At 66.0% G+C, this 14,722-nt stretch carries 17 protein-coding genes; 5 read left to right on the forward strand and 12 right to left on the reverse strand.

Annotated features, from left to right (window positions below; genetic code table 11):
• Positions 1–10 precede the first annotated feature (10 nt).
• The gene (locus HBA99_RS20775; protein WP_070950608.1) at positions 11–1,090 is read right to left on the reverse strand and encodes a hypothetical protein; all 1,080 of its coding nucleotides are present in this window, start codon (positions 1,088–1,090) and stop codon (positions 11–13) included.
• A complete protein-coding gene (locus tag HBA99_RS20780) occupies positions 1,087–2,415 on the reverse strand; it encodes a magnesium transporter CorA family protein (RefSeq protein WP_057967887.1) in 1,329 nt (442 codons plus the stop codon). The genes HBA99_RS20775 and HBA99_RS20780 overlap by 4 nt, the downstream gene beginning before the upstream one ends.
• A gap of 68 nt (positions 2,416–2,483) precedes the next feature.
• Here HBA99_RS20780 and HBA99_RS20785 point away from each other — a divergent pair, with 68 nt between their 5' ends.
• The gene (locus HBA99_RS20785; protein WP_046256025.1) at positions 2,484–2,921 is read left to right on the forward strand and encodes a hypothetical protein; all 438 of its coding nucleotides are present in this window, start codon (positions 2,484–2,486) and stop codon (positions 2,919–2,921) included.
• Position 2,922: 1 nt separating this feature from the next.
• On the opposite strand, the gene HBA99_RS20790 is transcribed toward HBA99_RS20785, so the two are convergent.
• From HBA99_RS20790 to HBA99_RS20800, 3 genes are read right to left on the reverse strand one after another with little or no spacing between them, the layout of a single operon-like run.
• The gene (locus HBA99_RS20790; RefSeq protein WP_070952017.1) at positions 2,923–4,131 is read right to left on the reverse strand and encodes a CHAT domain-containing protein; all 1,209 of its coding nucleotides are present in this window, start codon (positions 4,129–4,131) and stop codon (positions 2,923–2,925) included.
• Positions 4,113–5,798 carry a hypothetical protein gene (locus HBA99_RS20795; RefSeq protein ID WP_070952432.1) on the reverse strand — a complete coding sequence of 562 codons (1,686 nt, stop codon included), beginning with the start codon at positions 5,796–5,798 and terminating at the stop codon, positions 4,113–4,115. The genes HBA99_RS20790 and HBA99_RS20795 overlap by 19 nt, the downstream gene beginning before the upstream one ends.
• Positions 5,799–5,853: 55 nt before the next feature.
• Positions 5,854–6,312 carry a lipoprotein LpqH gene (locus tag HBA99_RS20800; RefSeq protein ID WP_030096411.1) on the reverse strand — a complete coding sequence of 153 codons (459 nt, stop codon included), beginning with the start codon at positions 6,310–6,312 and terminating at the stop codon, positions 5,854–5,856.
• 40 nt (positions 6,313–6,352) lie between these two features.
• On the opposite strand from HBA99_RS20800, the gene HBA99_RS20805 reads away from it, so the two are divergent.
• Genes HBA99_RS20805 through HBA99_RS20815 form a run of 3 tightly spaced genes read left to right on the forward strand, consistent with a single transcriptional unit; the run spans position 6,353 to position 9,044 of the window.
• Positions 6,353–7,276: a class I SAM-dependent methyltransferase gene (locus tag HBA99_RS20805; protein ID WP_235732344.1), complete on the forward strand. Its 924-nt coding sequence runs from the start codon at positions 6,353–6,355 to the stop codon at positions 7,274–7,276.
• Positions 7,277–7,286: 10 nt separating this feature from the next.
• Positions 7,287–8,075: a carbon-nitrogen hydrolase family protein gene (locus HBA99_RS20810; protein ID WP_070952016.1), complete on the forward strand. Its 789-nt coding sequence runs from the start codon at positions 7,287–7,289 to the stop codon at positions 8,073–8,075.
• 15 nt (positions 8,076–8,090) lie between these two features.
• A complete protein-coding gene (locus tag HBA99_RS20815; RefSeq protein ID WP_030096408.1) occupies positions 8,091–9,044 on the forward strand; it encodes an LmeA family phospholipid-binding protein in 954 nt (317 codons plus the stop codon).
• Here HBA99_RS20815 and deoC read toward each other — a convergent pair.
• Complete coding sequence (gene deoC, locus HBA99_RS20820) at positions 9,041–9,733, reverse strand: deoxyribose-phosphate aldolase (protein WP_070950605.1); 693 nt, start codon at positions 9,731–9,733, stop codon at positions 9,041–9,043. The two genes, HBA99_RS20815 and deoC, sit on opposite strands and share 4 nt — an antisense overlap.
• 18 nt (positions 9,734–9,751) lie before the next feature.
• On the opposite strand from deoC, the gene HBA99_RS20825 reads away from it, so the two are divergent.
• Entirely contained in the window at positions 9,752–10,570 is an 819-nt protein-coding gene (locus HBA99_RS20825; RefSeq protein WP_070952015.1) for an isocitrate lyase/PEP mutase family protein, read from the forward strand.
• Positions 10,571–10,605: 35 nt separating this feature from the next.
• Here the strand turns inward: HBA99_RS20825 and HBA99_RS20830 are convergent, their stop codons facing one another.
• From HBA99_RS20830 to HBA99_RS20855, 6 genes are all read right to left on the reverse strand, one after another.
• Positions 10,606–11,067, reverse strand: coding sequence for a transglycosylase family protein (locus tag HBA99_RS20830; RefSeq protein ID WP_030096401.1), 462 nt, complete (start codon positions 11,065–11,067; stop codon positions 10,606–10,608).
• Positions 11,068–11,422: 355 nt separating this feature from the next.
• Positions 11,423–11,800: a DUF2599 domain-containing protein gene (locus HBA99_RS20835; protein WP_070950604.1), complete on the reverse strand. Its 378-nt coding sequence runs from the start codon at positions 11,798–11,800 to the stop codon at positions 11,423–11,425.
• Positions 11,800–12,078: a DUF2516 family protein gene (locus tag HBA99_RS20840; protein WP_030096399.1), complete on the reverse strand. Its 279-nt coding sequence runs from the start codon at positions 12,076–12,078 to the stop codon at positions 11,800–11,802. Before HBA99_RS20840 ends, HBA99_RS20835 begins: the two co-directional genes overlap by 1 nt.
• Before the next feature lie 48 nt (positions 12,079–12,126).
• A complete protein-coding gene (locus tag HBA99_RS20845; protein ID WP_030096398.1) occupies positions 12,127–12,777 on the reverse strand; it encodes a hypothetical protein in 651 nt (216 codons plus the stop codon).
• Between the two features lie 32 nt (positions 12,778–12,809).
• Entirely contained in the window at positions 12,810–13,226 is a 417-nt protein-coding gene (locus tag HBA99_RS20850; RefSeq protein WP_070923041.1) for a helix-turn-helix domain-containing protein, read from the reverse strand.
• Between the two features lie 99 nt (positions 13,227–13,325).
• Positions 13,326–14,660 carry a DUF445 domain-containing protein gene (locus HBA99_RS20855; protein WP_070923042.1) on the reverse strand — a complete coding sequence of 445 codons (1,335 nt, stop codon included), beginning with the start codon at positions 14,658–14,660 and terminating at the stop codon, positions 13,326–13,328.
• Between the last annotated feature and the right edge of the window lie 62 nt (positions 14,661–14,722).

The raw sequence follows: 14,722 nt of genomic DNA on the forward strand, positions 1-14,722 counted from the left end.
GATGCGGGTGTCAGTAGTCCGACTCGGCGGCCAGCAGCTCGGCGAGGAACGCGTCATCGGCCGGCCTGGCCAGTCGGGAGCGGGCGAAAGCCCGCACTCGATCGCGTAACCCACTGGGCTCACCCGCGCCACCGGCGCCCACGCTCACTCGCATCGCCGACCAGTCGGCATTCCACGCGGGCACCTCTTCAGCGGGCCGCTCCTGTGCGTCGAAGACCGGCAGCACCGCGCCGCCATCGGCATCCAGCACGCCGGCCGCATGAAACACACCGCAGCGCAACAAGACCGGAATACCTTCGGACGATTCCGGACCGGATATCGCCGCCCGCACCCGGGCGGTCACCGTCGCATCCTCGGCAACGACCGCCCAACCGAGATTCTGCTCGGCCGCGTCGAAAATCCCCGGCGGCACGTCCGACCAGGCGATCGTCACGCTGCCGAAGGCGATGGCACCGGGGGGCCGAGGTTCGTCACCAGAGCCGGCGGCCAATGCATAGTCCTCGCGCCGCGCGGCCCAGATGTCCGGTGAATACCACTGGAGCCCAATCTCATCGGCAAGTTCGCGACACCGTGCCACGAGCAAATCCACGCGCGGGTCACGATGAGAACCCAGTGCCGCACCATGCGGTGCCAATAGCCCAGCGACATCCGCGTCCAAGGTGTCGTCGGTGAAATAATCCTCGGCCGCCGCAGTCAGCACCGCGAGCTCGGCGTCGAGCACCGACCGGTCCAGTACGGCGATGCCGTCACGGCGGCTGGCCGGCCACCATCTCCGGAACCAATGTCCCAACGCCAACCGCCGCAAGACATCCGTAGATCCCGGTAGCACCGACACCGACGACAGCTCGATCACCTCGGTGGGATCACGATCACGCAGCGCCTCGACGACGGCGACATGTCCGGCCTCGCCGAGGACCCTCCACATCCAGTCGGCCCGCTCCGCATCCGTGAAGCTGATCACCGGCGGATCCGAAAGGGCTTCGATCGACCACGACAACACCGCACCGCTGACCTCGAGAACGGCGACCGCCGGAACCGGCGCAGGCACAGGACCTGTTGTCCACAAACCTGTTTCATTGATCAGTTTCATCCGGCGACCTGCAATTCCAGCATGGCTTTTATCCGCTGCCGGTGGTCCAGGCTCACCGAGCGTGCCACCCCTTCCAGCAGCGACCGGAGATCATCGACGTCACCGCAGGATTCCTGCCAGACATCGCGACCATGCAACCGGGCCCACAACCTGCTCAGGTAGGGCCGTGCGAATGCGGTCAGGTCGTCGATGACCTGGCGCTGTCGGGGGTGGATGGCGTCACCGGCGGCAAGGTAGCGCCGGGCATGCATGACGTAGGCCTCTTTCGCCAGCCGAGCCTGGACGCGTCCGGACAACTCGTAGCGCGTCGCCACCGAATCGCCCAGTGGCCGCAGGTCCGTGGCCACCTCGACGCCGGCCAGCAGGGCGGCCTGTTTGTCCTCGCTCAGCAGACCCCATGGGGCGCAGGCTCGGTCGACCTCCTCGGCACACAGCAAGGGAACATCGGGCAGCTCGTCGCGATCCAACGCCCGGCGCAGCGTGGCCCGTACCCGGTCAACAACGCTGCGATCCATCGGACGGGCGCCCTCGGTTTCTCCGTCGATGACCGGAGGCCGTTGCGGCTCAGCGGAACTCAACCCGATGTCGACAATGGACCACGGCAGGGCGGCAGCGTCGCCATGCGCGCTGGCGCCCAGGTTGTATGGGGTGGCATCGGCAATCAGGGCCGCCCACACCCGTTGGCGCGCCGACATCTCGCCATGACTGTCGGCCGCGCCGAGCACCGTGGTGAGGCCCGTGAAGAACGGTCCCGTGATGCTGTCGTCCGGCCGCACATCGCGCCAGCTCCGGTCCCGCAACCTGGCGAGCCGGGCCACCACATCCGGGTCCTCGACGTGACGGTTGAGTACCTCGATCGCCGTCCGGTCCCGGTCGCGATGCAGGTCGTGCAGAATCTCCGTCACCGTATGCCGATCCGCAACCTGCGGAACACCTTTGGTGACGGCCAATTCGAAACAGACCGGGAAGTACAGCTCTTGAGCGTTGCCGGTGGTGATGCGCTGCCGGCGCCGCTCGGCCTTGAGCATCACGAACCAGTCTGCGGTGGCCCGCAACTGCGGGCCATGCCCCACGATCAAGGCGTGCATGGCCGCGGCCACCTCCGCCCCCAGCACCGGCGCGGAAAAGGCCGCATTGCTACGCAACCGCAGGACCAGCGGGTCCAGGATTCGTTTCACGGTCCGGCGCAGCGGCCCGCCATCGTCGGTGCTGAGCACCTCGACGCCGGAGCCGATCGCACGCCAGGCCCGGTCGATGACGGCACGCCGCGGCACCGCCGACTGCACCACGACGGCGGCCTCGGATGTTGCCGACCCGATGCTCACCGTCACAAGGGTAATCGTTGTCTGCCGACCAAAAGTTGGGTTCGGTAGCAGCCGGGCGGGCCGACGCTATCGACATGAACACAGGACTGTTTCCCACCATTGCCAGAGTCTTCGGTGGATGCGCGGCGTTGCTGTCCGGTCACCGGAACACGTCGGCGCATCCGGACGAAGAGGCCGACGAACGACTCGTCACGATCGAGGAATTCGCCGCCGAATTCGACCACTTGCTGATCCGCAAGCGGCTGTTGACCGGGGCGCAGCGCGCGGTGATCGCTCAGGGCACCCGCTCCCGCGGAGTCGTCACCGGGATGAATGCCACCGGCGCGGGCCGTGAGGTGCAACTGGACCTCATGGTGACGCGGCCGGACGGCGGCCAGTTCCCGGCACGGGAGACGGCGGTGATACCTGCCGCCACGCTACCGAAGATGGCGCCCGGCAGCATCGTCGACGCGTACTACCGGCCGGGTGACCACAGCATCATCGCGGTCCGGGTGCACGCCGGCTGATTCAACGGGCACCGTCAACGGCGAAACTGACCACAGCCGCCCAATGCAGCGGGCTCGCCGCACGGTCGCCGTCGCGCCAGCGCCGCAGCTGAACTCGCTGCCAACGATTCACCGCGCGGCCGGCATCCTCTTCGCAATGCGCACGGTCCACCTCTGCGACCGTTTCGGCCATAGGATCTGTTGTGTGCGTGGAGAACTGGCTGTAGGCAGCTGCTGTCGGAAGCGACCACAAGGTCGCGGTCACCAACTCCGCCCCACCCAGGATCATCGCGGCGGCAAGCCCCGTCGCCTCATCAAAGCGGTAATCGCCGCCAGACGAACAGGCCAACAGCGCCACTCGCGGCGGGATCGAGAGCCGCGCGGCCATCATGTCGGCGGCGGTCAGCGGGTGCTCCTCGGCCAGATGCAGGGCCGCCCGCTCGGCGTGGCCGACGGTGCCCTCCGCCGCGCTGGCGTGGCCGACGTACAGCATTCTGGCCGGGCGCTGCGCACACATCTCCGCAAGCCGGTGGCGGTCGATATCGTTCCGGCGGAACAGTTCCACAGGTGCGTCGACCGCAGGCAGCACCTGGCAAGCGTCCATCAGCTCGCCGAAATGGCGGGTCAGAGGCGCCTCCGGAGACGGACGGCCCAGCACCGAACCCAACGTTGAATCCGGGCGCTGCCCGGGAACTCGCGGGTCAAGCAGCAGTACCGCAGGACCGTTGTGGCGATCGCACCACCGCGCCGGCTGCCGTGGCGCATGCACGATATTGGGCGGCACCGCCATCAGCACGTCGACCAGCTCCATCAGCCGGAAACCATCTGTGCCCGGCATGGCCAACTGCCCCCAGGGCACCCGGGACAACCGTGGACTGGGTGTCACAAACAGCACCGCACGCGGAGATGACACGGACTCGGACAACAGCTTCCAGCCGTCGGCGGCCACCAGCTGGGAACCCAACGCCCGGGCCAGGTCGAGTTCGGCATCGGGCTGCGCAAAGGCTCCCACGGTCAGCGCCCGTTCGATGGCCAGGAGCGCAGTCTCGGACTCGGACGGATCCGGTAGCGCGGAAAATAGAGCGCCGCAGGCAATTTCCAGGGCTTGCTGCTCGGTGACCCAGGTGACCGTCCGGGACGGATCTCCCACCACGCGCAGGCTCGCATAGGTGGCGATGCCGAGATCGGCGAATCGCAGAACCAAGGTGTCGGTCACGGCCAGGTCGACCATTCGTCATCGGCGGCGGTGACCTCGCGGCCATACCGCTGCCAGGCCAGTTCCCGATAGCCGCTCATAATCTGATCACCGGCGGGATCCATCCGCATCGGTGGCAGCGGCCCGAGGCGGGTGAGCCCACCATCCGCCTGCACCGGCGGAGCCGCGGCCACCAGCGCCAGATCCCCCTCGACGGGAACCGCCGCAGTGGCCGTCGCGGCCCAGGCACCGGGCGCCGAACCTGCCTGCTTCTCGCTCAGCTCAGCAGTGAAAGCCCCTCGGGCACTATGATATTCAATTAACTCGGTGAGCAGAACGGTATTGCCCCATTCCTTCGCCACCGCGAAGGCGCCCGCCAGTAGCGGCGCCGACACACACCTGGCCCAGCGCATCCGCGCACCCGCATCGGGGATGGCGTAGCGCACCGCGTCGACAGCAAGCGCCGCAGGCACCTTCAGGTCTGCGGCCTGTTGAAGCTTCGACATCGCGCTCCGATGTCCGGGGCTGTCCGCGGTCCCGGATACCGCTCCGGTAGCGGGGTCGAGACCAAGATCGGCCAGCGCGTCGGCACGCCAGATGTTGCCCAGCTGATCGTCGAGACGGGCGTATTGCAGCCAGCTGTGCCGCGGGTACGAGTCCAGCAGTTCGCGGGCCTGCGCCACCTTCTCGACCGCCTCGGCGAAGTCACCGCGAAGAATGGAGATCCAGCTGCGCTGCAGCAGGATTCGGTGAATGTGCAGCGGCTTTTCGATCTCGCGCCAATGCCGCTCAGCATGCCCCCAGCATTCGTCGGCCTCGTCCAGCGCTCCCATCCGGAATCTGATCAAGCCGAAGTACAGCCAGCTACGGGACACATCGTGCGCCCGGACGTGCTCGGCAATCGCCGGGTATGCCTGGTGAACCAGCGTCTGGGTTTCGGCGATATCGCCGTCCGACCACCGCGCCGCAGCACGCTCCAACTGCGCACGGGCAGCGGCCAACTGCCAGTCCCGCGCGCCGGCGCGCGCCTCGGCTCGGCGCAGCCACGGCTGCGCCTCATCAAGCCGGCCGGTCTCGACGCAGAACCGGCCATACGACAACGCTCCGTTGACAAACAGATGATCGGACTCGGGGTCACCCGCACCCGCGTATTCCTCGAGCTGATCGAGGAGTACGGCCCATATCGGCACCGAGTCCGCATACATATCGTCGTCGCACAAACCCCTGGCCATCAAAATTCTGGCGTAGCAGATCAGGCCGCGCTGTTCGACGGCCAAATCCTCGAAGTCCCCGGGCGTATCGATCAGAGTGTCCAGACTCGCCGCGGCACCGTCGTGATCACCGCTGGCCGCCGCCAATCCGGCGGCGAGGAACGCGGCACGCCGGGTGTAGCGACAGATCAGGTGGTCGATCTCCGCCTCGGACATGGTGACCCGCGCGGCCAGATCAGGGCGCCGCCCCGATCGGATTTCCGCGTAGGAGGACAGACACTCACGAATCCGCCGTATACCTTCCGTCACACCGTCGTAGGCGGTACGCACCAGATAGACCTCGGCAAGCTGGGCCAACACCTCGCATGCCAGATCGTCGCGGTCGGCCGCCTCGGCCTGGGCCAGCAGTGACAACAAGATCTCCTTGGCGGCCTCTTCCTTGGCCGCCAGCGCCAGGTGACGGGCCCGCTCCAGGTCACCGATGATCGTCACCTCCGAATAGTAAAAAGCGGCGGGCGTGCTGTGCACGCCCGCCGCAGTCGAGATGTCAGCCGCAGCTCACCTTGATGGTGAACGGCTTGGTGATCATCCCGGCCATCGGGTTCTTGACGTCGGCACCCGACGCTTCGCCCGTGATGGTGTACGTCTTCCCGTCGACCTTGACATCGGCCGAGCCGACGCTGGCACCCATCCCGCTGCTCACCGCGAGCGCGGCACCGTCGTACACCAATCCCAGCGACTGCACCTTGGGCGGCGCCTCGTCGGTCATCACCACACCCAGACCCTGCTGGCCGTTGACGGCGCCACTGGCCACGTTGATCTTGCCGCCCTGCTTGACGCACGTCACCGACTTGAGGTCGAGGCCGGCCAGGTCCTTGCCGTCCACCTTGACCTCGGCGTTGCTGCCCGAGCTCACCTGCGATCCACCCGGCTTGTCGGTCGAGCAGCCCACCACCACCGCGCCGGCGGCGAGAAGTCCCATGGCACCCACGATCACTCGATTCATCATCTGTCCCTTCATCGTCCGTCGCCCCGATGGCTCCGTCATGGCTCAAGTGAAGGCGGGCCCATCCGCTACCGATCCCAAGAAATCCCGATTACCGCAGGCAGCAGCCGTCCGGGCACCATGGAGACGTGGCACCCTCCCCACCCCCGACCTGGGTCCTCTCCCCACCACCCGCCCTGGGTCTTCTCCCACCACCCGCCCACAGGGGGCCATCACCCGTGGCACCACCGGGATCAACCGGCTGCGCCGCAGTGACCGCTGGCTGGTCCATCACCCCGAGGTGCAGGCGGTGCTGGCCGGTGCCGCCGACCCCCTGGTGGTAGATCTGGGATACGGCGCCATGCCCACCACCACCCTGGAGCTGGCCTCACGGCTGCGGACGGTTCGCAAGGATGTCCGGGTGGTGGGGCTGGAGATCGATCCGGCACGGGTGGTTCCCCCGCGTGACGGGGTCCATTTCGGTCTCGGCGGATTCGAGCTGGCAGGCCACACACCGGTTCTGGTGCGCGCCTTCAACGTGTTGCGCCAGTATCCGGAATCGGAGGTGGCGCAGGCCTGGACCATGATGGCGGCGCGGCTGGCACCCGGCGGGCTCATCATCGAGGGCACCTGCGACGAGCTCGGCCGCCGCTGCGCCTGGCTACTGCTCGACGCGTCCGGACCGCGAACACTCACTCTCGCCTGCGATCCCTTCGATATCGACAAGCCATCCGATCTGGCCGAGCGACTACCGAAAGCCCTTATTCACCAAAATGTTCCGGGCCAGCCCATCCACGATCTACTCGCCGCGGCCGACCGCTGTTGGGCGTCAGCAGCACCGCACGGCGTGTTCGGCCCCCGAGTCCGTTGGCGAATGATGTTGAAATCACTGCGCGACAACGGTTTTCCTGTCGAGCCACAACGCCGACAGGTTCGTGATTGCATCTTGACGACACCGTGGGCAGCCGTCGCGCCACTGGCCTAGGCTTGGGGGCATGCGGATAGTGTTGGCGCAGATCACCAGCAGCGCCGATCCCACCGAGAACCTGGCCACCGTCGCGGCCAGGGTGCGTGACGCCGCCGACCAGGGCGCCGCCCTGATCGTCTTCCCGGAAGCCACCATGTGCCGATTCGGTGTACCCCTGCGCCCCGTCGCGCAGCCGGTGAACGGCCCCTGGGCAGACGGAGTCCGCACGATCGCGCAGGAGGCGGGACTGACCGTCGTCGTCGGGATGTTCACCCCCGCCTTGGACGGACGCGTCCACAACACGCTGCTGGCCACCGGCCCCGGCGTGGACACCCACTACGACAAGATCCATCTCTACGACGCGTTCGGCTTCCGTGAGTCGGCGACCGTCGCGCCCGGGGACAACCCGGTGCTCATCACGGTCGACGGTGTCACCGTCGGACTGACCACGTGCTACGACATCCGCTTCCCCGCCCTCTACACCGACCTGGCACGACGCGGCGCGCAAGTGATCACGGTCAGCGCGTCCTGGGCTGCCGGGACCGGAAAATGGGATCAATGGACGCTGCTGGCACGGGCGCGGGCGGCCGATTCGACATGCTTCATCGCCGCATCCGACCAAGCGCTGCCCGCTCTGGAGGCACCTGCCAGCGGATCACCGACAGGGATCGGCGGCAGTCTGCTGGCCTCACCCACCGGCGAACTCATCGCACAGGCGGGTCCGGAACCGGAGCTCATCGTCGCGGATTTGAACCTGGACGCGGTTGCCGAGACCCGCAAGATCTTGCCCGTCCTTAACCCGTCCTCAGTCGAATAGGGCACAATCGCGCGGGTGACGACACCGCCTCAGCCGCCGCTCGGACCACCTGGATCGACACCTCCCGAGCCTTCGCCGTGGCAACCGCCGTCCCAGCAGGTTCCGCCCGCGCAGCAGGAGCACGCACCGACCCCGCCGCCGGAGCAGCTGCCCACCCAGCAGAGCCCGGTGGCACCGCCGCCGGTCGAACCCCCGCCCGCAGAGGCACCGCCGCAGCCCGCCGAACCCGAGAAGGGTCGCGACTACAGGTCGCTGGTACTCATCGCGGTCATCGTCGTCGCCGTGTTCGTGGCCGCTGTACTCGGTATCGAGCTCTACGCACGCCAGCGGACCAGCAGTGAGGTGAACGCCGCCACCTCGTGCCTGGTGCAGGACGGCGCGACCGCGTCGTTCGGCCCAATGCCGCTCGTTGTGCAATACCTCGGCAATCACATCGACAAACTCACGATCAAGACCGCGGGCAACCAGATCGCACAGGCCAAGAAGATGTCCGTCGCCATCACGGTGCGTGACATCTCGCTGAAGAAGACGGCGGACTCGCTCGGCACGATCGGTCGCCTCGACGTGGAAGTGTCCTGGCCGACCGCCGGCATCACCGAGAGCGCCCGTGACCTCGTACCGGGAATGCTCGGCTCGTTGGTGGGCGATGCGACCACCAACGAATCCACCGGTGAGGTGACGCTGAGCGCTGCCGGAGGGCTGGCCCAGATCACCACCAAGCCGGTCATCAAGGACGGCATGGTGACGCTGCAGTCCGAGAACGTCTCGGCGTTTATCGGGCTACCGCGCGAGATCATCCAGCCGGCGCTCGACACCTTCTCGAAGGGACTCGTCGGCGGCCAATACCCGATGGGGCTCAAGGCCCAAGAGGTCAAGGTCACCAACGACGGCATCACGGTGAAACTGTCGAGCACCAATCAGCCGATGAAGCCGGTCGAGAACCCCTGCCTGCAGAACCTGTCGTTCTAGTGCAGAAAGCCGTCTAAGACGGCGCGGCTACTCGATAGACCGAGCCGGGTCGCACCGGCCTGGAGCATGGCCGCGGCATCCTGCGCCGTGCGGATACCGCCACTCGCCTTGACCTCGAGCCGGCCGCCGACCGTCTCGGCCATGATCCGCACGGCCTCCACCGAGGCTCCGCCCGCCGGGTGAAATCCGGTGGAGGTCTTCACGAAATCGGCGCCGGCAGCCTCACTCACCCGGCTTGCCTGGCGGACGGCCTCGGCACCGCCATGTTCCAGCAGCGCCGCGGATTCGATGATGACCTTGAGAGTCGCCGACGGGATCGCACGCCGGACTGCCTCAATATCGGCCTGTACCGCGGCGAAATCGCCTGCCACCGCGGCACCGACGTCGATCACCATGTCGATCTCCGTTGCACCCGCGGCCACGGCAAGGGCCGCCTCATGTGCCTTGACAGACGAAAGATGTTTTCCCGACGGAAATCCCGCGACCGCCGCAACAATCAGTCCGGGAGCCTCCACCGGCAGCATCGAAGGCGAAACGCATACGGCGAGCACTCCGAGATCGGTGGCCTCGCCGATGAGGGCTTGCACGTCCTCGGGTGTCGCTTCGGGTTTGAGCAGGGTGTGGTCGATGCGTGCGGCGACCTCCCCGCGCGTGGGCCAAACCGCCGGTGTGCCTACCGAATCCGTCATGGGCGTAGCGTCCCATACGTGACCTCCCAGCATGAGCGTGCGGTCGTGTTCGCTGCCCTTCACCAGTCCGGGACATTCGTGGTCCCCAACCCGTGGGATGCCGGGTCGGCCCGGATCCTCACCGGTTACGGCTTCCCCGCGCTGGCCACCACCAGTGCCGGGTTGGCCTTCTCCCTCGGACGGCAGGACGGCGCCAACCTGGTCAGCCAGGCCGAGACGCTGGCCAACGCGTCCCACATCGCGGCGGCCACGCATCTGCCGGTTTCGGCAGACCTGGAGAACGGCGGCCCCACCATCGGGGACATCGCTATGACGATCCGCGAAGCGGCGGCCTCGGGGTTGGTCGGCGGGTCTATCGAGGATGCCACCGGGATTCCGGACGCCCCGATTTTCCCGCTGTCCGAGGCGGTGGACCGCATCACCGCGGCAGCGCACACGGTGCGCGATCTGCCCTTTCCGTTCACGCTCACGGCCCGTGCCGAGAACTTTCTGTATGGCCGGGCGGACCTAGCTGACACCATCACACGACTGCAGGCGTACGCCGATGCCGGTGCCGACGTGGTGTACGCACCGGGCCTGCCGGACGCAGACGCGGTCCGCGCGGTGTGCGCGGAGGTGGATCGCCCGGTCAATCTGCTGGCCGCCGGATTCGTGCTCAACCATTCGGTTGACGAGATCGCCCAGTGGGGCGTGCGCCGGATCAGTCTCGGGTCCGCGATGGCACGTGCGGCACTCGGGGCGTTTGTCGACGGAGCGCGGGAAATCGCCCAGCATGGCACCTTCGGATTCGCGAGCCGAGCCATCCCCTATGCGCAAGCCAACGCCCTGTTTCCGTAAACCTTGCGGGTGCACGTGCTCGGCCAGATAAGCGACTAGCCCGCGGGAATCAGTCCTACGACACCGCTGCACATCTGCCGGAAGTTGACGATCCCGAAGATGCTGCCGCCGGGGACCAATTGGCATCCCGCGCGCCCACCGGTCATCGGGCCGCTGCCGCCACCGCCACATTCCGGCCACGCGCCGAGACCTTGCGACTGCAAAACACTCTCAGCCACGGCAATCTGCTGTTCACGGGAAGCATCGGCGGGATTACCCACACCGCCATGAGATGCCCACGTGGACGGCTTGAATTGCAGGCCACCATAGAAACCATTGCCGGTATTTGCCGACCAGTTTCCACCGGATTCACATTCGGCAATCGCGTCCCAATTCACAGAGTCGGCCGACGCGACACTCGCGGTCATAGATAGCGACATCGCAAACAGCACATTCATGATCAGACACACCGCACGCCTATCGCGTACCCATCGTGCCCGGTCCATGACGACCTTCATGTCACTGCACCCCGATCCTCTGTGCCCGGAGAGATCACGTGATGCGTGATGTACCACCTGCCACTCCGGTCGTGATCAGATTGTGATCACTGGTGTAATCGTTACTCACGAGGTGTGCGTTACGCAAGCGGAGAATGGTAAGAAAAGTTGCCATTGGGCTGTCTGAGGCTTTAGTGAATTCTTACTTCCACCAATAACACCGAGATAAACCACCGGTCTCGGGTGAATTACACATATGTAATTCGCGGGCGCCATTGATTCACGTCACACTGCAATTTGCTTACCTTTACGCGGCGCGCCATGAAGCCCCCGCCGCAGCGGCGAATCGCGGTGCCGGGAGCCGCCGCAGAGGGACCTAGACCTCAGGTCCGCCGGGGTTGCACTGAGACACCGTCATCAATGCCTCGTCCACCTGCGGCCGCCAGGGCTCCAGGTTCCAGCTCGGCTTGTTCGGAATGAACACCCGCCCGTACCAATGGCAGTCGAATTGCATTCGCATACCGGGCGATTGCGCGTCGGGGGCCAGTGCGAGGACCTCGGCCCAGGCGATATCGGCACCATCGGGCGCCTCGTAGGTGCGCCCCAGCGGCGTTGGATAGACACGCAGTGTGCGCCCCAAAGATGTTGCACCCCAGGACACGTGGTCAATAAGCACGGGCCCGGCAGCAGCCACGGGTACCACATTCGCGGCCAGCAGCACGGCCGTCGCGACCAGCGCCGCGACCGCACGCATTAGCGTGACTTGCCCTGCACCTCAAGCACACGGGGCCGAACATCCACGAAGTACACCCCGGCGGCCACCGCGGCGATCCCAGCGGTCAACAGCTCCAACCCCGGAATCAGGGTGAGCACGGCCGCTCCGGCAAGAATGACTATCCAGGTGGTTTTGGTCTGCTTTTCTGCGGCCACGAACGCGTCCGCGGGCTGAATCGCGGCATGAACCAGCGCGACGATCGCCGCGATAAGAGCGACGAGGGAAATCAGCGCGAAGACATGAAATGTGAAAGCCACCCGATCAGCCTACGTGGCTGATCGGGTGGCTGTCGGAGCTGGAAGTGCCTACTTCTGGGTGATGGTGCGGGTCGCCGCTTTCTTGGCCGGAGCCTTCTTGGCGGGCGCAGCCTTCTTGGCAGCAGCCTTGGCGGGGGCGGCCTTCTTGGCGGGCGCAGCCTTCTTGGCCGGAGCCTTCTTGGCGGGCGCGGCCTTGGTGGCCGGGGCGGCCTTGCTCGACAGGTCGATGCCGACCAGCTTGGCGGCACGCTCGCCGACGGCGCGGGTCTGGCTGGCCACGGTGCCCAGTGCCTGCTCGGTCAGCTCGGCGTAGTTGCCGACCAGACCCTCAGCGCGAGTCACGTTCTCCTCGATGCCGGGGGTGCTGCGGAGACGCTCGATGGCCTCTTCGCCACGCTCGGCGAGGTTGTTGTAGATATCAGTCGCCACCTGCAGGTAGGCCTCGGCGACCTTGCGCAGCTCTTCGGGGGTGAACCGGTCGCGCAGTTCGTTGACGTCGGTGGGCAGCTCGGCCGACAGCTCGCGCAGCCGGTCGCGGGTCTCGTCCACGCGGGCGCCGGCCTCAGAGGCGGCTTCCTCGGCACGCTCGCGCAGCTTGACAACCACATCAGCGACGGCCGCCAGGGCAAGGTCACCGGCGCCGACGGCTACGTAGAATGGGGTTTTCAGGTCTTCGAACGAGGTGTTCTTCTTGGTCATGCCAGATTCCTTTCGGGGATGGGGAAAGTTATTCAGTTGTCGCCAGGGGACTCGGGGTCGGATTGAGCCAGATCCGAATTTGCTTCGGCGTTTTGCTGAACGAATGAGCTGTAGACGTCCAACAACACCTGCTTCTGCCGCTCGGTGATGAAGGTATCGGCAATGATGGCGTCCCGTACCGGGCTGGCATCACTACGATCCAAAATGCCTGCACGCACGTATAACACCTCCGCCGAAACCCTTAGCGCCTTTGCGATTTGATTGAGCACCTCGGCCGACGGACGGCGCAGTCCGCGTTCGATCTGACTGAGGTACGGGTTGCTCACGCCGGCCTTCTCGGCCAGCTGACGCACGGAGACCTGTGCGGCCTCACGCTGTGCGCGGATGAAGCCTCCGATATCGGAAGCGGCGTTGCTCACAGCGGCGGCGAGGTCTGATTCCTGCGACATAAGAACCACGGTAAGCTGCAGTGCTAGCTATTGCAAGCACTTCTGTTAGCAATGTGGGCCAAGTCACTCCCAGTCGGGAATAGCCGGGTCAGGGCCTTTTTAGAAGAGCACCTGTGCGACGGTGTAGATCACCAAACCTGCCAGCGAACCCACCACTGTGCCGTTGATACGAATGAACTGCAGGTCACGGCCGACATGCAATTCGATCCGGCGACTGGCCTCCTCGGCGTCCCATCGCTCGATCGTTTCGGTGATGACGGCCGTTATCTCCGCGCCGTACTGATCCACCAGATGCCGGGCCGCACGCTCGACCCAACCGTCCACCTTGTCGCGCACGGATTCGTCGTCCCGCAGCGTCTCCCCGATCCGCACCACGGTGTCAGCGATCCGGGTACGTAGCTCACTCGACGGATCATCCACCGACTCGGTGATCATCTTCTTGGCGGCGGACCAGGCGGTGGCGGCCGCGTTCTGGACTTCCGCGCGGGCCATCAAACGGGCCTTGATCGCTTCGGCCTTGGCGATGGTCAGGTCGTCGTGCTGCAGGTCATCGGCGAAGTCGTACAACAGCCTGTTCACGGACTGGCGCAGGTCGTGGTCGGGATTGCGACGCACCTTATCCGTGAAGTCGACCAGCTCGCGGTAAATGCGGTCACCCACGAAGTGGTCGACGAATTTGGGGGTCCAGCTGGGCGAGTCACGCACCACTACTCGATCAATGGTGTCGCTGGCGCCCAGTGCCCATTCGAAGGCCCGATCACACAGCAGCTGGATGACCGGTGCGTGGCGGTCCTCCTTGAGCACCGTCGAGAGCACGCGCCCCACCGGCGGCCCCCATTTGGGTTCGGCGATCCGGCGCACGATCACGCTGTCGATGGTCTGCTGCACATCCTCGTCGCGCAGCATCTGCGCGCCGACTCGAAGCACCGTGGAGGCTTCGGCTGCGACGCGCTCGGCATGCGACCGGTCGCTCATCCATTTACCCAGCCGGCCCGCGATCTGTGCATCGCGCACCTTCGCGGTGATGACCGCTGGCGACATGAAGTTTTCCCGGACGAAGTTCCCGAGCCCCTCGCCCAGCTGATCCTTCTTGCGTTTGATGATCGCGGTGTGCGGGATTTTTAGCCCGAGCGGGTGCCGGAACAATGCGGTTACAGCAAACCAGTCGGCAAGCGCGCCGACCATACCCGCCTCTGCGGCTGCTCCGACATAACCCACCCACCCCGGTGCGCCCACCGACTGCCACCAACGGCACGCCAGAAACAGCACGGTGGCCCCGACCAGGAATCCCGTGGCCACGGCTTTCATCCGGCGAAGCTGTTTCCGGCGCTGCTCGTCGACGGCCGAATTGCCCATCGCGAAGACACCGCCAGGTGCTTTCCGCGTGCGCGGCTGATCGCTGTGCTTGCCTGCCACGCCTCCATCATCCGGTATCGAGCGCGTTACGCATCCCCGAGGGGGCCGTCAAGTAGTATCGGTTACAGATAACTATGGGA

The sequence above is a fragment of the Mycobacteroides chelonae genome, from assembly GCF_016767715.1.
Lineage (GTDB): Bacteria > Actinomycetota > Actinomycetes > Mycobacteriales > Mycobacteriaceae > Mycobacterium > Mycobacterium gwanakae.